Origin of the sequence: Afipia sp. Root123D2 (assembly GCF_001425835.1) — a bacterium.
In the GTDB taxonomy this organism is placed as follows: domain Bacteria; phylum Pseudomonadota; class Alphaproteobacteria; order Rhizobiales; family Xanthobacteraceae; genus Afipia.
This window is the reverse complement of the sequence record NZ_LMDP01000004.1, coordinates 168,182-187,996: the sequence shown is the minus strand read 5'-3', so window position 1 is coordinate 187,996 and position 19,815 is coordinate 168,182. Positions and strand designations below refer to the sequence as shown.

General features: G+C 60.9%; 14 protein-coding genes. 5 read left to right on the top strand and 9 right to left on the bottom strand.

Annotated elements, in window-relative coordinates; genetic code table 11:
• Nucleotides 1–89 precede the first annotated feature (89 nt).
• A complete protein-coding gene (locus ASC80_RS20495) occupies nucleotides 90–698 on the top strand; it encodes a TetR/AcrR family transcriptional regulator (RefSeq protein ID WP_056301425.1) in 609 nt (202 codons plus the stop codon).
• Nucleotides 699–815: 117 nt separating this feature from the next.
• Complete coding sequence (locus tag ASC80_RS20490) at nucleotides 816–2,249, top strand: amidase (protein WP_056301423.1); 1,434 nt, start codon at nucleotides 816–818, stop codon at nucleotides 2,247–2,249.
• 14 nt (nucleotides 2,250–2,263) lie between these two features.
• On the opposite strand, the gene ASC80_RS20485 is transcribed toward ASC80_RS20490, so the two are convergent.
• Nucleotides 2,264–3,202 (bottom strand): FecR family protein, encoded by a 939-nt coding sequence (locus ASC80_RS20485; RefSeq protein WP_056301421.1) that lies wholly within the window; start codon nucleotides 3,200–3,202, stop codon nucleotides 2,264–2,266.
• A 10-nt stretch (nucleotides 3,203–3,212) separates the two neighbouring features.
• The gene (locus tag ASC80_RS20480) at nucleotides 3,213–4,562 is read right to left on the bottom strand and encodes a tetratricopeptide repeat protein (protein ID WP_244487329.1); all 1,350 of its coding nucleotides are present in this window, start codon (nucleotides 4,560–4,562) and stop codon (nucleotides 3,213–3,215) included.
• Nucleotides 4,563–4,959: 397 nt separating this feature from the next.
• Here ASC80_RS20480 and ASC80_RS20475 point away from each other — a divergent pair, with 397 nt between their 5' ends.
• Nucleotides 4,960–6,165, top strand: a complete 1,206-nt coding sequence (locus tag ASC80_RS20475) for a glycosyltransferase (protein ID WP_056301419.1) — start codon at nucleotides 4,960–4,962, stop codon at nucleotides 6,163–6,165.
• Nucleotides 6,166–6,176: 11 nt separating this feature from the next.
• Here the strand turns inward: ASC80_RS20475 and ASC80_RS20470 are convergent, their stop codons facing one another.
• From ASC80_RS20470 to ASC80_RS20440, 7 genes are all read right to left on the bottom strand, one after another.
• The gene (locus ASC80_RS20470) at nucleotides 6,177–9,257 is read right to left on the bottom strand and encodes a MexW/MexI family multidrug efflux RND transporter permease subunit (RefSeq protein ID WP_056301417.1); all 3,081 of its coding nucleotides are present in this window, start codon (nucleotides 9,255–9,257) and stop codon (nucleotides 6,177–6,179) included.
• Between the two features lie 22 nt (nucleotides 9,258–9,279).
• Nucleotides 9,280–10,491 carry an efflux RND transporter periplasmic adaptor subunit gene (locus ASC80_RS20465; protein ID WP_056301416.1) on the bottom strand — a complete coding sequence of 404 codons (1,212 nt, stop codon included), beginning with the start codon at nucleotides 10,489–10,491 and terminating at the stop codon, nucleotides 9,280–9,282.
• A 1-nt stretch (nucleotide 10,492) separates the two neighbouring features.
• The gene (locus ASC80_RS20460) at nucleotides 10,493–11,191 is read right to left on the bottom strand and encodes a TetR/AcrR family transcriptional regulator (protein WP_056301415.1); all 699 of its coding nucleotides are present in this window, start codon (nucleotides 11,189–11,191) and stop codon (nucleotides 10,493–10,495) included.
• Between the two features lie 123 nt (nucleotides 11,192–11,314).
• Nucleotides 11,315–12,826: a tripartite tricarboxylate transporter permease gene (locus tag ASC80_RS20455; protein WP_056301413.1), complete on the bottom strand. Its 1,512-nt coding sequence runs from the start codon at nucleotides 12,824–12,826 to the stop codon at nucleotides 11,315–11,317.
• A gap of 11 nt (nucleotides 12,827–12,837) precedes the next feature.
• The gene (locus ASC80_RS20450; protein ID WP_056301411.1) at nucleotides 12,838–13,392 is read right to left on the bottom strand and encodes a tripartite tricarboxylate transporter TctB family protein; all 555 of its coding nucleotides are present in this window, start codon (nucleotides 13,390–13,392) and stop codon (nucleotides 12,838–12,840) included.
• 87 nt (nucleotides 13,393–13,479) lie between these two features.
• Nucleotides 13,480–14,466: a Bug family tripartite tricarboxylate transporter substrate binding protein gene (locus ASC80_RS20445; RefSeq protein ID WP_056301409.1), complete on the bottom strand. Its 987-nt coding sequence runs from the start codon at nucleotides 14,464–14,466 to the stop codon at nucleotides 13,480–13,482.
• Between the two features lie 109 nt (nucleotides 14,467–14,575).
• Nucleotides 14,576–15,775, bottom strand: a complete 1,200-nt coding sequence (locus ASC80_RS20440; RefSeq protein ID WP_056301408.1) for a pyridoxal-phosphate-dependent aminotransferase family protein — start codon at nucleotides 15,773–15,775, stop codon at nucleotides 14,576–14,578.
• Nucleotides 15,776–15,988: 213 nt separating this feature from the next.
• Here ASC80_RS20440 and ASC80_RS20435 point away from each other — a divergent pair, with 213 nt between their 5' ends.
• Together ASC80_RS20435 and ASC80_RS20430 are read left to right on the top strand one after the other, a co-directional pair.
• The gene (locus tag ASC80_RS20435; RefSeq protein ID WP_056301406.1) at nucleotides 15,989–16,723 is read left to right on the top strand and encodes a GntR family transcriptional regulator; all 735 of its coding nucleotides are present in this window, start codon (nucleotides 15,989–15,991) and stop codon (nucleotides 16,721–16,723) included.
• 63 nt (nucleotides 16,724–16,786) lie between these two features.
• Nucleotides 16,787–19,792: an FAD-binding and (Fe-S)-binding domain-containing protein gene (locus ASC80_RS20430; protein WP_056301405.1), complete on the top strand. Its 3,006-nt coding sequence runs from the start codon at nucleotides 16,787–16,789 to the stop codon at nucleotides 19,790–19,792.
• Nucleotides 19,793–19,815: the final 23 nt, after the last annotated feature.

Below are 19,815 nucleotides of genomic sequence, written 5' to 3'. Positions count from 1 at the left end.
CCGGTATAGATGGACGATGGACAACGACTGTCAAGGGACTTATCTAACGAAAGGTACAGAATTTAGAACAACTCCAGGACAGCTATAAAATGGCCATGGGTCGCCCCCGCGAATTCGACATCGACGAAGCCCTGGATCGTGCGCTGCACGTGTTCTGGCGCAAGGGCTATGAAGGCGCGTCGATGACCGATCTGACCGAGAGCATGGGTATTACCCGCCCCAGCCTCTACGCAGCGTTCGGCAACAAGGAAGTGCTGTTCAGAAAAGCGCTCGATCGTTACGTCAACGGACCCGGCGGGTATGTCCGCATCGCGCTGGCGCAACCGACCGCGCGAGGTGTCGTTGAACAGCTTCTCTATGGTGCCGCGGATGCCGTCACCGACCCATGCAATCCGCCCGGCTGTCTTTCCGTTCAGGGCGCGTTGACCTGCGGCGATGCGTCCGAGTCGATCAAGCAGGAACTGATGGCCCGCCGCAACGCCGGCGAAAACGATCTGCGCGAACGCTTCGCCCGTGCAATTGCCGAAGGCGATCTCGACGCAAAATCGGATGCTGGCGCGCTGGCGCGCTACGTCTCGATCGTGCTTCAGGGTATGGCAGTACAGGCCTGCGGCGGCGCGACACGCGATGATTTGCGCAAGATCGCAGGTATCGTCATGAGCACCTGGCCACCGGCAAACGCTCCAGCCGAAAGCTGACCATCATCGCGATCCACACGTCACCTCGCACATTGCACGTGCGAAATCGATTCATCTCGCCTTCCGTCACCAGCCCAAATATGATCGGGGCCCATGCAAGAACAATAAGGGCATCCGGTGACACCAAATCGAGAGCTTCTGCAAGCAACGGCTTGCGCCATCGTCGATCGCCTGCGCAGCGGCGACATCACTCCCTTCGATCTCCTCGATACGCTGGAAGCCCGCATCGCCGAAGTTGACGGCAAGGTCAACGCTCTGCCGACGCTGTGTTTCGATCGCGCTCGCGCGCACGCAACCGAACTGATGAAGAAGCCAGTCGATCAGCGTGGTCCGCTTGCCGGACTGCCCGTCCCGATCAAGGATCTGACAGCGGTAGCGGGTGTGCTGACCACGCAAGGTTCGCCGATCTTCAAGGACCATGTCCCCCAGCAATCCGACATCCTGGTCGAAAAGCTCGAAGCCAACGGCGCGGTGATCTACGCCAAATCGAACACGCCCGAATTCGGAGCCGGAGCCAACACCTTCAATGAAGTGTTCGGCGCAACGCGAAATCCGTGGGATCTGTCGCGCTCGTCAGCGGGCTCGTCCGGCGGTGCCGCCGCGGCGCTCGCAAGCGGTACGGCGTGGCTGGCCCACGGCTCGGACATGGGCGGCTCACTGCGAAATCCCGCGAGCTTCTGCGGCATTGTTGGGATGCGGCCAAGCCTCGGCCGGGTGGCGCACACCCCGGCCTCCAAGATCGACCGTACCCTCGGCGTTCAGGGACCGATGGCGCGCAATGTCGAGGATCTGGCATTGATGCTCGACGCGATGTCGGGTGAGCATCGGGCCGATCCGCTGTCGCTGCCCGCATTGCCAACATCGTTCCTGTCCGCCGCCCGGTCCGGCACCATGCCCAAGCGTGTGGCGTACTCGGCTGACCTTGGCATCACTCCGGTCGATCCCGAGGTCGCGAAAATCACCAAACAGGCCGCCGAACGCCTTGCCGCGTCGGGCGTCATTGTCGAGGAAGCGCACCCCGATCTGCGTGAAGCGCACGATTGCTTCCAGGTGCTGCGTGCCTTCGACTTCGCCATCAGCAAGGCCGCATTGCTGCGCGAGCATCGCGATCTTCTCAAGCCCGAGGTGATCTGGAATATCGAAAAGGGCCTTGCGCTGACGATGGGGGACATCGAACGCGCCGAAGCGCAGCGCGTTGCGATGACTGCCCGCACGCTCAAATTCTTCGAGACCTACGACCTGCTGCTGGCGCCCGCGACCATCGTCGCGGCCTTCCCGGTCGAAGAGCGTTATGTCGCCGAATGCGCCGGGAAAAAATTCGACAACTACGTCGAATGGCTCGCCATCGTGTACGCGATCACGCTGGTGTGCTGCCCCGCCCTGTCGCTCCCCTGCGGCTTCACCGCATCAGGTCTTCCAGTCGGTCTTCAGGTCGTGGGCCCGCCGCGCGGCGAAGCACAGGTGCTCGCCGGTGCGAAAATGCTCGAAGACATTCTCGGCGTTCGAGGAACAACCCCAATCGATCCGCGATCGGCAGCTCAACCGCGCTGATCGTCAAGCGGCCATTAAATGCCGCCACAACCGTAGAGCGGCGGGCAGCTCGGCGGAGGCGATGACGGCGGCGGCGCTGCTGCCGGCGGCACGGTCTGGGTGGTCTGGTTCGATTGCGACTTGTTTTGAGCCAGGCTGTTGCCGCCGTCGAAAATCGAGAAATAGCCGAGCGGGTCAGTCCCGGGCGGATGCGCCGGATCATTCAGATTGGTCGTCCCGTAACCCACGCGCGCAGCCATCGAATCCGTCGGCAAATCCCGCACACCGCCGGTCTGGCCGGGACCGCTGGTCAGCTTGGCCATGATGATCTGCAGAACCGAATCCGGAATCCGGAATGGCTCGGGGATTGGGTCGTTCGGGCCGGTGACGTAGGCCGCAAACCCAGGACGCAGCGTGACCGAGCCTGTGTTGTTGCGGATCGTCACCGTCCCAACATGCCCGATGACGAGCTGCCCATTGCCACTGGCAATGTTCGGAATCGACGACGCGATGTCAGGCGTGACCGGATAGACCACCGTCGCCACACCGCCACGAATACCGAGAGTCGCGACCGGCGTCTTGATAGTGATGCCGGCCGTGTGGCTGATCTGGCCGCCGACAAAGCGCAGCACGCCCTTCCCGACGCTCGCCACCATCTTGCCGGTGCCGGCGTTGGGATCGTAGACGAACTCGTCGATCACGATGTTGCTGTTGCGGCCGACATTCAGTGTCGATTGATCGGGAAACAGAATTTGCGTCGACCCGTTGGTGGAGGTCTTGACCCGCTCCTTGTGGATGACGTTGGTGCCGATGGCGAGCATACGCGAACCGGCGCCCGGCGGCGTGCCGGACGCATCCGGATTAACGGCCGTAACGCGGCCGACAATCTGCGCTTCCGCGCGCATGAGCGGCGCGGCGGTGGAGAGCAGCACCGTCAGCAACTGAGTCAGGCAGGAACGCACGCGCGGATGCATGGCGATTACCTCAGAATCGGGCCGTGGGGCCGAACATGACCGAGAAATTATTCAGCCGGTAGTTCGGCAGCGACGAATTGACGTGATCGTACTGGATCGCGGCCGACACGCCGAAGGTTCGGGTGATCGGCGCGTTGAACATGGCACCCACAGACCATTGCTGGTCACGGCGGGCCGTGAACGGATCGAGGAACGGATTGGGTGCGTCGAAGCTCGTCTCAATGAATTTGACGAACGGCGAAACGCTCCAGTTACGCGGAATCATCGCCCACGGCGGCGCAAACTCGAACGTCAGCGCGGCTTCCGCGGCCCACTGATCGAATGACTGAAACGTGAATGCTGAATCGCCGCGACGATAGAGGCCGCGTGCATCGAGATTGACGCTTTGCGAAATCCGGAACGACGTCGCAAGAGCGGTCGTGTACCAGTCGCCGGTATTGAAGCCGGATACCGGATTGACATCGCCGGTCCGGAAATCGGCATGCCGCCACTCGAAATCCGGCCCGAACGTGAAACGGTCATTGACCGGCACCTTGATAGCGACGCCCGCGCCAACCGACGACATATATGATGCACCGTCGATCCAGGTGTTGCCGCCGACAACGTAAGGCTTGATCGTCACGCCCGGGAGATATTCCGGCGCGAGCGCAAGACGCGGCCCGAAGCTGATGTCGAACAAACCGACACTCAACTGGTCGAAGTGCTGCTGCTGCGTCAAATAGCCGGCGAAGCGCGTTTCAAGAACGTCACCGCGCTGGTTGCCGAGGTCGTAGTCATGACTGATGCCCGCGAGTCCGAACCAGTTGATGTCGCTCTTCTTCTGGGCGGTCGGCAACAGCGCAAGATCCTGTCCGCCGAGACGGATCGTGCCGGTGCTCGGCGCGAAGCTCGCATTGGTCTGCGAACGAATGCCCGTCTGGACGAAACCGGACAGGCGGCTCGCCTGGGTCTGCTTCTCTGCATCGGGGAGATACGTTTCGATCCGCACCCGCGTCACCGGATCGAGATCGGGACTGGCAAGCGCTTCACGAAAATAACGCTTGGCCATTTCATACGAGCCAAGCCGGAAATACAGCGCGCCCAGCTCGTATTTTACGCGCGTCAGTTTCGGATTGTAGAACATCAGGCGTTCAAGTGCGCCGATCGCCGCTTCGTAGTCGCCGCGTGCAGTTGCCACGCGCACGAAATCAAATGTCAGTTCATGATTGGACGGCTGCCGCACCATCTGCTCGAACAGCCGCTGCTGCTCTGTTGCATCCTGTGCGCTGACGGCCGCGGTTTGAGCGCAAAGCCCGACGAACGCCGAGAGAACGAACGGCACAAGCCCACGCGCCCGCAACGCGCGGTGAACAGCAATCATCAAATGTAAACGCAAACTCATGATGAAATAGTCTCGCCCAAGGGCCAATAGGTTCAACAATCATAAAAATACCGCCCATTCAACGGTCGCCCTTTCGGATTCCGTGGCGGATTTATCACACGACGGCAGGAAAACGCGTGCTTCGCAGGTGCACTGCGACACTTTGTCCACTCGGTGGATGCAGCCAACACGCGCGTCCGAAAGGCGGAATAGCGCGAACGCCGCCCGGAAAAACACTTGTGGGACTTAAACTTAATCCTGCATCCTGCGCTGGTGAGAGAGGGCGATTTCACAATCGCCGCTCGTTCTTTATCGCATCCGGGCCTTGTGTGATGACGGCGGAATTGGTTGCACTTTCGAATCTGATTTTTGCGAGCCGCGCGCGGATACTCCCTTTATGAAAACAGCTCTTCTGGCTTGGGAGCTCGGTGCAGGAACAGGCCATGCCGTCGCGTTGCGGCGCTACGCGGCCAGCCTTCGACGTCACGACGTGCGGCTTATCGCCGTGGTGAGAAACTACGTGGCCGCGCAAGGTCTGCTCGATCTTGGCGTCGCGATCCTCCAGGCCCCACCATGGCCGGGAGACTGGCTCAGTTCGGCGCAACGTCAGGCCGGGTCTTCCGCCACCATGGGTGACAATCTCGCCGAATGCGGCTTGATGAACGAGGCCGCCTTCACCGAGGTGCTGCGGCAGTGGAGCGAGATCATTGCGGCAGTTCGGCCGGATCTCGTTATCGGCGACTATGCTCCTGCGGCGGCACTGGTCGCGCGCGGACGAATTCCGATGATCCTGATCGGCAATGGCTTCAGCCTGCCGCCGAGCGAGATGGCAAAATTCCCGCCATTGCACGATCTTGCTCCGCCGCGTTGGGATGAGGCCGACGTGCTTGCAGCCGTCAACAATGCAGCCAGATCGGTCGGCGCACAGCGGCTCGGCCGCCTGACGCAACTGTTCGAAGCCGACGCGCGCATCGTCGAAACATTCCCTCTCCTCGATCCCTATGCATCGGAGCGGATCGAGCCTGTCGATAGCCCGGCTCTCGATCACCCTCCTCTCCCGCGTCGCGCCGATGCCGATCGCATCCTCGTCTATCTCGCGCCCGGCGTCGCAATCCATCGCGACATCGTCGATGCGCTGCGACCGTTCGCGCCGCGTGTTCACATCCACGCATCTGAACTGTCCGACGCAGAACGCACCGATCTGACGATGTCCGGCGCGCAGATTTATGATCAACCGTTCGCGCTCACCGATGCGCTATCCCACGCCCGTCTGACCGTCCATCTCGGCGGCAGCGGCGTTGCCTCCCACGCCATCGCCGCCGGCGTCCCACAATTGATCATCGCCGGACATATCGAGCAGGAGTTGAACGGCCGGGCGCTGGCGCGAGCCGGATTGGGGCGCACGATTCCCGGCTACGATCCGGCAACTCGTATTTCATCCGATATCGTCGTCGGGATGCTCGAAGACGATGCCCTTGCGCAACGCGCAGCCGACGCGGGCGCAGACCACCGCACCCTCCTGAAGCAAACAAGTCTGAAAAACAAAGGCCCGCTCGAAAAATTCGAGCGGGCCACTTTGACGTTGCTTGGCGAAAAAGCCTGACCGATTAAACCTTATGCCCTGCTGAGTTCGAAATCCGCGATGTCCTTCGCACGCTGCGATTGGGCATTGCGCGAATGGTCGGTTGCGATCGCGACGTAAACCGCCGGCAGCACGAACAGCGTGAACAGCGTCCCGATCGACATGCCGGAAACGACGACGAGACCGATCGAGAACCGGCTCGCAGCGCCCGCTCCGCTCGCGGTCAACAGCGGCAGCAGGCCGGTGACCATCGCCGCCGTCGTCATCAGGATCGGCCGCAGCCGAACCCGCGCCGCCTGCTCGATGGCGGAGCGGCGATCGAGGCCTTCCTTGAGCTGAAGCTCGTTGGCGAACTCCACCATCAGGATGCCGTGCTTACTGATCAGCCCGATCAACGTCAGCAATCCGACCTGGGTATAGATGTTGATCGTCGCCAGCCCGAAGAACAGCGGAATAAGCGCTCCACTGATCGCCATCGGCACGCTGATCAGGATGACCAGCGGATCGCGCAGACTTTCGAACTGCGCCGCCAGCACCAGGAAGATGATGATGAGCGCAAACCCGAACGCGACTGCAAGCTGATTGCCTTCCTGCACATATTGCCGGGAGTCGGCCAGATAGTCGTGGCTATATCCCGCTGGCAGCTTCTTGGCCTCGCTCTCCAGGAACTCGACAGCCTTGCCGACAGTCACGCCGGGCATCGGCACCGCCTGGAAGGTTGCGGAGTTGAGCTGGTTGTAATGCGTCAGCGCGTTCGGATCGGTCGCGTTTTCCACCGACACGATCGTTGAAAGAGGCACCTGCTGCCCGGTCGATGTCGTAGCATAGAAGCGCTCAAGCGCCTCCGGCGAGATTCGCAATTCGCGCGGCACCTGCGGGATCACCTGATACGAACGGCCCTGCAGATTGAAGCGGTTGATATAATTGCCGCCAAGCATCAACGCGAGCGTGTTGCCGACCGACGCCATGTTGATCCCGAGATCGCTCGCCTTCACGCGATCGATCTTTACCCGGACCACCGGCTGGTTGAAGTTGAGGTCGCTGTCGGAAACGATGAACAAGCCGCTTTGGCGCGCGGCAGCCTTCAGCTTCTCCATCTGCTCATAGACCTGCTGGAAGCCGTTGGTCGAATTGATGACCATCTGCACCGGCAGGCCACCTGGCCCGCCCGGCAGCGGCGGCAGGTTAAAGACGAAAGCCTGAGTGCCTTCGATCTTGTTGAGTTCGTTCTGAACGTCCTGTTTTAGCGACGTCGAGGAGCGCGTACGCTCATCCCATGGCTTCAGGATCATGCCCGCGATACCCTGACCAGGCGTCGGCACACCGTTGAGGATGAATCTCAGGTCGGTTTCCGGAAACTTCGCGAACGCGTGATCGAGCTTCTCACCGTAATAATTGGCGTAGTCGATGTTGGCGTACTTGGGCGACTTGGTCACCGAGAACAGGATGCCCTGATCTTCTTCCGGCGCCAATTCCTTGCTGGTGTTCATGTAAAGGAATCCAACCAGCCCGAGAATCACCACGGCAAACAGCGCGGTGACCGGACGATAGTCGAGCGAGCGGTCGAGCAGCCGGCCATAGCCCCGCGTCATCGACCGGAACACCGTATCGACTTTCTTCGCGAACCGGCCCTGTTCGACATGATTGAGCAGAACCGAGCACATCATCGGCGACAGCGTCAGCGCGATGACGCCCGACACGATCACGGCGCCGGCTAGCGTAAACGCAAATTCGCGGAACAGCGAACCCGTCAATCCACCTAAGAACCCGATCGGCGCATAGACCGCGGCCAGCGTGATCGTCATCGAAATGACCGGCCCGACGATCTCTCGCGCACCTTGCAGCGAAGCTTGAACCGGTGATTTCCCTTCTTCGAGATGGCGGTGGATATTCTCCACCACCACGATCGCGTCGTCGACCACCAAGCCGATGGCCAGCACCATCGCCAACAGCGTCAGCAGATTGAGGCTGAATCCCATCACCAGCATCAGCGAGCAAACACCGATCAGCGACAGCGGTATCGTCACCACCGGAATGATGACGGACCGGAAGGATGCCAGGAACAGGAAGATCACGACGATAACGATGAGAACCGCTTCACCCAGCGTCTTTTCGACCTCGTCGATCGACGACTGAATGAATTTGGTCGAGTCGTAAGCGACGGTCATCTTGAGCGTGGGCGGCAGATTGCGCTCGATGTCCGGGAACAAGGCCCGCACGCCCTTGACGATGTTGAGCGGATTGCCTTGCGGCGTCGACTGCACGCCAATGAAGATGGCATGCTGACCGTTGAGCGCGACACTCGCATCGGTGCTCTGTGCATCCAGATCGACGGTAGCCACATCTTCCATGCGCACAAGGCCGCCGTCCTTGGCCTTGATCACCATGCGCTTGAACTGGTCGACATTGTTCAGGTCGGTATTGGTCGTCACGTTGGAGACGATGTAGTAGCCCTTGGTCTGTCCGGCCGCGGCCTGATAGTTGTTGGCCTGGATCGCCGCGGCGATATCCGCGGCAGAGACGCCGCGTCCGGCCATTCGCGCCGGATCGAGCCACAAACGCATCGCAAAGGTCTGGCCGCCGAGAATATCGGCAGACGCCACACCTTCAACTGTCGACAGGATCGGCTGCACGACGCGGGTGAGGTAATCGGAAATCGCCGGGCCGCCGAGTTGATCGCTCGAGAAGCCGAGATACATCACGGCCGTAGTCTGGCCGGTCGATTTCACGATGACCGGGTCGTTCGCTTCCTTCGGGATCAGGTATTTGACCGAATTCACCTTGGCGAGAACTTCGGTCAACGCCTGGTTCGGGTCGAAATTGAGTTTGACGTAAACGGTAATCGTGCTGGTGCCCTGCACCGACGATGACGTGATGTAGTCCACGCCTTCCGCCGACGCCACTGCCTGCTCGATCGGCTGGGTGATGAAGCCCTGCATCAGGTCGGGAGACGCGCCCGGATACACCGTCGTGACGGTCACAACGGTGTTCGACAGCTTCGGATACTGCCGGATCGGCAGGCTGGTCGCCGCCTTGAAGCCGATCAGCAGGATCAGCAGGCTGACGACCAGTGCCAACACCGGCCGCTTGATGAAAATGTCGGTAAACGCCATTTTGCGCGTGCTCCGTACTGGCTTAGTAACGCGGCGGCGTTGCTGGAATCGGAGGACCGGGGTCCTTCGAAAGATCCACGGCGGCGCCGGACTGCAACTTCAACTGTCCGACGGCGACAACGCGATCGCCAGCCTTGAGACCCTTTACAATGGCAACGCGTCCATCATGACGCGTTCCGACAGTCACCGGCTCACGTACCGCCGTCAGCGACGACTTGCCGTCCTGACCCTTGGTTTCCTTGATGAGGAATACCGAGTCGCCATACAGCGTGTAGTCAACCGCGGTCTCAGGGACCGTCACAACCGGCGCTTCCGGCGGCAGCACAACGGCCGTGGTCGCGAACATGCCGGGCTTCAGCAGCTTCTCGGGATTGTCGATCGTGCCCTGCAGCCTGATATTGCGGGTGTCGCTACTGATCTGCGGCTCGATGGTGGTGATCTTGCCCTCGAACTTCCTGCCGGGATAGGCGTCGACCTCGATCTGGACTGTCTGTCCTTCCTTGAGGATCGCACGATCCTTTTCCGTCGCCGTGAAATTCACGTAGACCCTCGACAAGTCCGTCAACGACACGATCTGCGTGCCGGCACTGAGATATTGACCGACCTCGACCTTCCGCACACCGAGTTCGCCGTTGAACGGGGCGCGCACCAGCTTTTGCGAAATCACCGCTTCGGTCTTGGCGACGCCGGCGGCAGCCTGATCATAGGCAGATTGTGCCTGATCGACCGTCGCCTGCGGGCCAAACGATTTGGCGAGCAAGGTCTTGGCGCGATCGAGCGCAAGCAGTGTGGCAACCGTCTGCGCCTTGTAACTTGCAAGGTCGGCCTGCTCAGGCTCATCGAACAACTGAACCAGCGGATCGCCTTTCTTGACCGACGTTCCGGCCGTGAACTTGATCTCGGTCACGCGGCCGCTGACGTCCGACGACACATCCACCTGGTGAACGGCAGCCAGATCGCCGATGCCTTTCAGCAGATGCGGCAACGTCTCCTGCTTGGCCTCGGCAACACTGACCGTTACCGGCGGCGGCTTGTTGTTCGCGAAGAACTGCGCGATCATGTGGCTCCGAAAGGCGTTGAAGCCGTAGAACAGGCCAACGACCACGAGCAGAATCGAACCCACGATGATGAACCAGCGCCTGGTCCGCACGCGGCTTTTGCCGGGGCCGGAGCCGGAAAGCGGCTTTTTCTCGGGCGATCGATCGGTGACTGGAGCCTCGGTCGACATCGTCATATCAGGCACTTTCTGCAATCTTTGTTTGCACGCGATCCAAGGATTTCGGGTCAAGGTGAAGCGCGACCGCCGCACCGCTTAGTCCGATTCCCCGTAGAATGAAATCACACAACTGCCGTTCGAGATCGCCGTCCTCCGGGTATGGCAAGGACGGCGCACGCGGCAGCCTCGTCAAAGCCACCATCTGTACCAGATGATGGGAAAACCAGAACAGATCGAGTGGCTTTGCGGCGACGCGCACGGCATCCCCGTCCGCGATCGCGCGATCCAGCGAAGCTGTAAAAACCGGGGCAATCAGAGCTCCGATTTTCTCGAAGAGCAGCCGCGCAAATTCTCCGTCGTCGAGATAACTCGAGATCAGCAGCCTGAACCGCTGCGCCTCCTCCTGATCGGCGGTGGTGAAGGCACTGAGAAAATGCCGCACCATATCCCTGATGAGAACGACGAGCGTTGCCGTCGACGGCTCAAGACCAAGCAGCCGATTCAACGCCGGATCGGTCTCGCATGCCTCCGCGAGAATTTCGGCATAAAGCGCCGCCTTGGTCGGAAAGTGCTTGAACAGCAACCCTTCCGAAATTCCCGCCGCAGCCGCGACACTCTTAGTTGTGGTTCCGGCAAAACCATGGCGGGCAAAACAGCCCTTTGCAGCGTCCAGAATCTGGCGCCGGCGCATGTCGCCTGTCAGTCGCTTGGTGCTCATCCGGGGATGAGTAAGCACTCACTTTGACGAGGTCAACGATATTTTGCAGTGCAAAAAAGGAACTTTTCCGAGGCTCTGCCAGAACTTTGAAACTGAAGTTCTGGCAGAGGTATCTGAGTATTCTTATGCCTTGGCAGGCCGCAACAGCTGTCCTGCGCTTGAAAAGAGTCGATCAATCAGCGGCCAGAACAGCAGTACGATGGCCAGCGAGGTTATCGACCCGACCAGCCAGTTCGACCAAAACACGCCCACCTCGCCGCCTGACCCGATCATCGACAGGCGGAAGGCGTCCTCCGCCCGGTTGCCGAGGACCAGTGCCAGCGTGAACGGGGCCAGCGGAATGCCGATCTTCTTGAACACATAGCCGACCACGCCGAACACCAACATCAGCCAGATATCGAACATCGCATTCTGGATCGCGAACGCGCCGATCGCACACGACACCACGATCATCGGCGCGATGGCCGCGAACGGCACACGCAGAATCGCCGCGAACACCGGCACCGTCGCCAGCACGATCACAAGGCCGACCACGTTGCCGAGATACATTGATGCGATCAGACCCCAGACGAAATCCTTGTGCTCGACGAACAGCAACGGACCGGGATTGAGACCCCACACCATCAATCCGCCAAGCAGAATTGCGGCAGTACCCGATCCCGGAATTCCGAGCGCAAGCATCGGCAGCAGCGCTGCGGTGCCCGAAGCATGAGCGGCAGTTTCGGGCGCGAACACACCCTCGATTCGGCCCTTGCCGAAGCTCTCCTTATCCTTCGAGAACCGCTTGGCGAGATTGTAGCCCATGAACGACGCGGCGATGGCCCCACCGGGGGTGATACCGAGCCAGCAGCCGATCGCGGACGAACGCAGCAGCGTCACCCAGTAACGCGGCATTTCGGTCCAGACCTTGAGAACCACGCGCAGGCTGATCGCGGCGGCATGACCCTTGAGCGCCAGCCGCTCTTCCATCGTCAGCAGGATTTCGCTGATGCCAAACAGGCCGATCACCGCGACCAGGAAGTTGATGCCGCGCAGAAGATCGCTCGACCCGAACGTCATGCGCAATGTGCCGGACACCGTATCCATGCCGACACCGGCAAGCAGCAGGCCCAGCGCCATCGAAATGATGGTCTTGTGCTTCTCCTCGCGGCCGAGGCCCACGAACGAACAGAAGGTCAAAAGGTAAACCGCAAAAAACTCAGGCGGACCGAATCTCAGTGCGAAGGTCGCGATACTGGGCGCGAGAAACGTAATCAGCATCACTGCGCACAGCGAACCGATAAACGACGACGTGAACGCCGCAGTCAGCGCTTCTGCTGCCCGGCCCTGCTGGGCCATCGGATAGCCGTCGAACGTGGTCGCGACCGACCACGCCTCACCCGGAATATTGAACAGGATCGAGGTGATCGCACCACCGAACAGCGCGCCCCAATAGATGCACGACAGCATCACGATCGCCGAGGTCGGCTCCATCGTGAAAGTCAGCGGCAGCAGGATAGCCACACCGTTCGGACCGCCAAGACCGGGCAGCACGCCGACAAAAATGCCGAGCACGAGGCCGATGACCATCAGGGACAGCAGCTTCCACGTCAGCAGAACGGAAAAGCCGTGAAGCAGCAGCGATAACGCTTCCATCGATCCGGCTCCTAGTAGCCGAACAGGGCTTCGAGCGGCCCCTTCGGCATAATGACGTCGAACGCAATCTCAAAGGTCACAAACATGAGGACCGAGAACACGAAACCGGTGACGAAGGACTTCCAGAGCGGGATCTTTCCGATCAGCCGCATGAAGCCGGTCACGAGCAGGAAGCTCGCGACATAAAGACCGAGCCACTGCGTCGCGATGCAGAAAGCAACGGTCGGCACGAACACCAGCGCCACGCGGCGCAACTGGTCGCGCGTGACGAAGACATGCTCCTCGTTGCCCCCAGCATCACGGCGCGCGAACAGCGACATGACCACGCCGTAAAGCGCCGCGAGCAGCATGATCATCGACAAATAGAACGGGAAGTAGCCGGCCTCCGGCCCATCGGGCGCCCACGAGATACCGGTGCGCCAGTTGTCGTAAGCCATCAGCAGCGAGAAGGCCATCAACACGAGCATCGTGACGATATCGACGGTGCGCGTGGTGACGACGACTGGAGAATCGTCCGCGGGCGCGGTCGGATCCTCGACGACGATTTCCATTTCAGAGTTGGTCATGCAGACACCGGCGGAAATTGGAATAATCTGGCAAGAGCGCCGGACAGGCCGCGGATTGCAGCCTGCCCGGCGTCATCGAGTGAAGCGTTACTTCGCGACGAAGCCAGCTTCGGTCATCAGGTCCTTGTTGACCTTGTCGTCCTGCTCAAGAAACTTGACCATGTCCTTGCCGACGATGAAGGCGGGCTTGAGCGCCTGCTTCTCCATGTACTCCTTGTACTCGGTGGTCTGAGTGATCTTCTTGAACAGGTCCTCGTAGAACGCAGTCTGTTCGGCGGTCACCTTGCCGGGCAGGAACATGGCGCGCAGCATCAGGTAATCCATATCCAGGCCTGATTCCTTGCAGGTCGGAATATCGTTCCACGACTTGGTCTCGGTGACCTTGGTCTTGTACGAGATACGCTCCTTGTCGAACACGCACAGCGCATTCACCTGGCCGGCGCGCCAGACTTCAAGGTTTTCCGAAGGATTGTTGACGTTGGATTCCGTGTGCTTGCCGACGAGTTGTGTCGCCGCCTCGCCGCCCGACTTGTAGGGCAGATAGGTGAACTTGGCGCCGGTCTTCTTTTCCATGAAAACGGTCAGCACGTGATCTTCGCGCTTGGAGCCGGTGCCGCCCATCTTGAACGGCGTGCCCGACTTCTTCGCGGCCTCGATGAAGTCCTTCACCGACTTCGGACCATCCGCATTGTCCCACAGCACGAACTGGTCGAATGCAATGATCGACACCGGCGTAAGCTCGCGCCAGTTGAACGGAATCTTGGCCGACAACGGCAGCATGTAGATCAGCGAATACGCAATGAGAACCTTGTTGGGATCGCCCTCGCCCGTCTTCATGTAGATCAGCGCTTCCGCACCGGAGGCGCCGCCCTTGAGCGAGACGACAACCGGGGCCTTCATCAGCTTGTTCTTCTGAATCGCGGCCTGCATCATGCGCGCCATCTGATCCGAAGCGCCGCCTGCGCCTGCGGCGACGACGATTTCGACGGCCTTGGTCGGCTCCCAGGCGCTGGCGCCGGTCGCGCCGCAGATTGTCATTGCCGCCGCTGCGGCAACCTTGATTGCGTTTCGCATACACTCTCTCCCTTGTTGGATCGGCCGGCTAATCGCCGGCCATTGTTGTTCGTCGCTTTTTTGCTTTTGTCCCGCTGAATACGTTGCGGAAAGTCAACATCCGCAGTCGCTACGCGACCGCCGATCTCTGCATCGGAACGACGTCCTTGCCCTTGAGAACATCCATCGCAGCCAGCAAACCGCCGGCCTTGTGCGGAATCCCGGCGAGATCGAGTCCCATCTCCACACCGGCGAGCGTACCCATCAGCATCAGATCGTTGAAGTGACCGAGATGGCCGATGCGGAACACCTTGCCCTTGAGCTTGGCAAGGCCGGTGCCGAGCGACATGTCGAAATGTTCGAGCGTCACCTTGCGGAAATGATCGGCGTCATGCCCCTCGGGAACCAGCACAGCGGTGGTGACTGCGGAATACTCGGAAGGATCGGCGCAGAAAACTTCCAGCCCCCATGCGCGAACCGCCGCACGGGTTGCCGCCGCATGGCGCAGGTGGCGGGCGAAAACATTGTCCAGCCCCTCCTCCTGTAGCATCGCGATGGCCTCCTTCAGACCGTAGAGGAGATTGGTGGCAGGCGTGTATGGCCACGAACCGGCCTTGTTGGCTTCGATGATTTCGCTCCAGCCCCAATAGGCGCGCGGCATCTTGCTGGTCTTCGTGGCAGCAAGCGCCTTGTCGGAGACCGCGTTGAAGCTCAGGCCCGGCGGCAGCATCAGGCCCTTCTGCGAACCGGCCACGGTAACGTCGACGCCCCACGCATCGTGTTCGTAAACGATCGAGCCGAGCGACGAAATGGTATCGACCATGAACAAGGCTGGATGCTTGGCGCGATCGATAGCCTTGCGGACTTCAGGAATGTGGCTCGTGACACCTGTAGAGGTCTCATTGTGAACCACCATTACGGCCTTGATGGCGTGCTGCTTGTCGGCAACCAGCCGCGCCTCGATCTCGGTGGCGCTTGCACCATGCCGCCAGTCGCCGGGAATGACTTCGACATCGACCTGAAGCCTGCCGGCAAGGTTCTTCCAGAGCGTCGAGAACTGGCCCGTTTCCGTCATCAGCACCTTGTCGCCGGGCGACAGCGTGTTGACGATCGCCGCCTCCCACGCGCCGGTGCCGGACGCCGGATAAATGATCACAGGACCTTTGGTGCGGAAGATAGCCTTGCAGTTCTCGAGAATGCCGAAAGCCATCTCGGCAAACTCCGGCCCCCGATGGTCGATGGTCGGCATGTCCATCGCTCGCAGAACGCGATCCGGCACGTTGCTCGGGCCTGGGATCTGAAGAAAATGACGTCCCGTGTGAACGACCATGGCTCGCTTCCTCGCCCATTTTTGAATTCAAAATTCCTGGAGAATTTTCCAGAGTCGGGCCGACTGTATCCAGAAGGGACTACCTTGCAACAGATAATTACGCTAAACCCGACTTGCGTAGACAATTATACTGCTGCGCGTCGTGCGGCGAGCATTCAAAGCGAAGCAATTCCTCAATTTTGAATTCATTGCGTCGCACAGGGAGGACCGATCTTGAATAAGCTCATGCGGATCAAGAGTCTGGAGCTGGTGGAGAGCCAGCCGGCTTCGCTCCATCAAGACCTGCTGGAGCAATTGCGGGATTACATTACCGAGGGGAACCTTCCTCCCGGTAGCCGGGTGCCGGAACGCGAGCTGTGCGAGAAATTCGAAGTCTCGCGCACACCGCTGCGCGAAGCGCTGAAAGTCCTCGCCTCCGAAGGGCTGATCGATCTGCTACCCAATCGCGGGGCACGCATTCGCCAGTTCACCGAAGCCGACATCCGCAACCTGTTCGAGGTGATATCCGGGCTCGATTTCGTCGCCGGGCGGTTGGCCTGCGTACGCATCTCCAGCGAGGGCATCGCACATATTGAGCGGATGCATCTGGAGATGTACACTTATTATCTTCGCCGTGAATTGACCGAGTATTTCCGGCTGAACCAGAGCATCCATCAGGCGATCGTCGATGCGGCGGGCAATCCGCTGCTGAGTTCGAACTACGCGCACCTCAACTCGATCGTCCGCACCCTGCGCTATTCGGCCAATCTGGTGCGGCGCGACCGGATCAGCGATGCGATGCGCGAACACGAGGCAATGATTGACGCCCTGCGCCGCCGTTCGGCCAATGAACTCGGGCAGCTGATGTACGATCACATGCAGAGCAAGTGCGACGCCGTCTGCGAGTATTTTCGCGAACACCCGCAGACCTCCGCTGAGATGGCATCACTGGCGGCCTCCGACGACTGATATCTTCCGCGATCGGCGCGGCACGGCAAAAACAAGAACAAGCAGCGCAATCGGAACAGGGACATGGCCGGACCGGCATCTGACAGCATGAAGGCGACAGAAGCGAGCAGTACCCTCGCCGCACGCCTGGCGAAAAACGTCGCCGGCGATGTGATGTTTGATTCTTTCAACCGCGGCCGCTACGCAACCGACGCGTCGTTCTATCAGGTCATGCCATTCGGCGTGGTGGCCCCGAGGACCGTCGACGACGCGCTGCGCACTCTCGCGATTGCCCGCGACGACGGCCGCATCGTAACCCCGCGCGGCGGCGGCACTTCGCAATGCGGCCAGACCGTCAACAGCGGGATCGTGGTCGACGTCTCGAAATATCTCAACAAGATCATTTCGCTCGATGTCGAGAGCCGGACCTGCACCGTCGAGCCGGGCATCGTGCTCGACGATCTCAATCGCCAGCTCAAACGGCATGGCTTGTGGTTTCCTGTCGACGTGTCGACCGCGTCGCGCGCCACCATCGGCGGCATGGCTGGCAACAATTCCTGCGGCGGCCGCTCGTTGCGCTACGGTACCATGCGCGACAACACGATCTCGATGGATGCCGCACTGGCCGACGGCACCATGTTGCATTTCGGCGCGCTGCGGCGCGACCGTGCCTGGCTGAACGCCGACGAGCCGGGCCGCGACCTGTTTCGTGACCTGCTGGCGCTCGGCGAGCGCGAAGCGGCAGAAGTCGCCGAGCGCTTTCCGAAAGTTCAACGCCGCGTCGGCGGCTACAATCTCGACGCGCTGGTGCCGGGCCATGGCGCCAACAACATGGCGCATATCCTGGTCGGCTCCGAAGGCACCCTCGCTTTCACCACCAAGGTCGAGCTGAAGCTGTGGCCGCTGATCCGCAACAAGGTGTTTGGCGTCTGCCATTTCGGCAGCTTCTATGAGGCGATGGATGCGGCCCAGCATCTGGTGACGCTAAAACCGATCGCCGTCGAGCTGGTCGACTCCACGATGATCGCGCTCGGCCGCGACATTGCGATGTTTCGCCCGACCATCGAGGCGGTGGTGCGCGGCGAGCCCGAGGCGCTGCTGGTCGTCGAGTTCGCCGAGGAAGATCAGGCGGACAACCTGCGCAAGCTCAAGGAGCTTGGCGCATTGATGGGCGATCTCGGTTTCGGGTGGGATCGCGACAAGCGCAAATGGGGCGGCGTGGTCGATGTCGTCGAGCCTGCGATGCAGGCCGCGATTTCTGATTTCCGTACCTCCGGCCTCAACATCATGATGTCGATGAAACAGGAGGGCAAACCTGTTTCCTTCGTCGAGGATTGCGCCGTTCCGCTCAAGCATCTCGCCGAATACACCGACCGGCTCAACCGCATCTTCGAGAAGCACGGCACGCGGCCGACGATGTATGCCCACGCCTCCGAGGGTTGCCTGCATGTCCGCCCTGTACTGAACCTGCGGCTGGAGAAGGACGTCAACGCAATGCGCGCCATCGCGGAGGAAGCCTTCGCGATGGTGCGCGAGTTCAAGGGCTCACACTCGGGCGAGCATGGCGATGGCCTCGTGCGCTCCGAATTCCATGAGCAGATGTTCGGTGCGCGCATCGTGCGTGATTTCGAAGAGATCAAGCATCGCTTCGATCCGGACAACACGCTCAATCCGGGCAAGATCGTGCATCCGCCAAAAATGGATGACCGCTCGCTGTTCCGCTATCCGCCGGGCTATGCGGTGCGTGACTGCAAGACAGCACTGGACTGGTCGTCCTACCCCGGCGCGGGCGGCGGCTTTCAGGGCGCGATCGAGATGTGCAATAATAACGGTGCCTGCCGCAAGCTCGAAGGCGGCGTGATGTGCCCGTCCTATCGCGCCACACGCAACGAGAAAGACGTCACTCGCGGCCGCGCCAATACGCTGCGGCTCGCGATCTCCGGCCAGCTCGGCCCCGACGCGCTGTCGTCCGACGAGATGATGGACACGCTCAAGCTGTGCGTGTCCTGCAAGGCCTGCCGCCGCGAATGCCCGACCGGCGTCGACATGGCGAAAATGAAGATCGAGGTGCTCGCGGCGCGTGCTGCGAAGCACGGCCTGTCGTTGCGCGATCGGCTGGTCGGCTATCTGCCACATTACGCAGGAATGGCGTCGAAGTTCGCGCCGCTCATGAACCTCCGCAACAAAAGCAAACTGCTGCGTTGGGCACTGGAAAAAGCCGCCGGCATCAGCGCCAAACGCGACCTGCCCGCATGGCGCAGCGATACGTTTGCGCCGGGCGGCACCGTATTCGGTCCCGAGACGGGACCGGAAGTCGTGCTGTTCGCCGATACGTTCAACGGCACGTATGAACGCGAAAACCTCGATGCCGCGTTGCGCGTGCTGGTCGCGGGCGGTTATCGCGTTCATTTGCCGAAGCCTGTCGAAGGGCATCGGCCGCTGTGCTGCGGCCGCACCTTCCTGTCGGCCGGCCTTGTCGATCACGCCCGTGCCGAACTGGATCGCCTCGTTGCAGCGATGACGCCATTTGTTGAACGCGGCGTGCCGATCGTCGGGCTTGAGCCGAGCTGTCTCCTGACCCTGCGCGATGAACTGCTGTCGCTGCGCTCGGACGATGCCGCCAAAGCTGTGTCAGCCCATGCACTGCTGTTCGAGGAATTTCTGGTGCGCGAAGCGTCCAATGGCCGCCTGAAACTTCCGCTTGGGCCGATCGGTCCCAAGGCCATGGTCCACGGCCATTGCCATCAGAAATCGTTCGGCGCGTTCCAACCAGTCGAGAAGATCCTGCGCCTGATCCCCGGCCTTGAAGTCCAGACCATCGAGACGAGTTGCTGCGGCATGGCCGGCGCATTCGGCTATGGCGCCGACACCTATGACGCGTCGATTGCCATGGCCGAAGCCAGTCTCCTCCCCGCCGTCCGCTCCGCTCCAGCCGATGCGCTCATCGTCGCCGATGGCACGTCATGCCGCCATCAGATCAAGGACGGCACCGGCCGCGGCGCGCTGCACGTCGCTCAAATCCTTGCGCTGTCGCTCGATCGAGGTCATCGGCCCTTGATTGACGCCAACGCGCATGCTGAAACCGCCTGAGATTCATTTCACACCAATAAGGA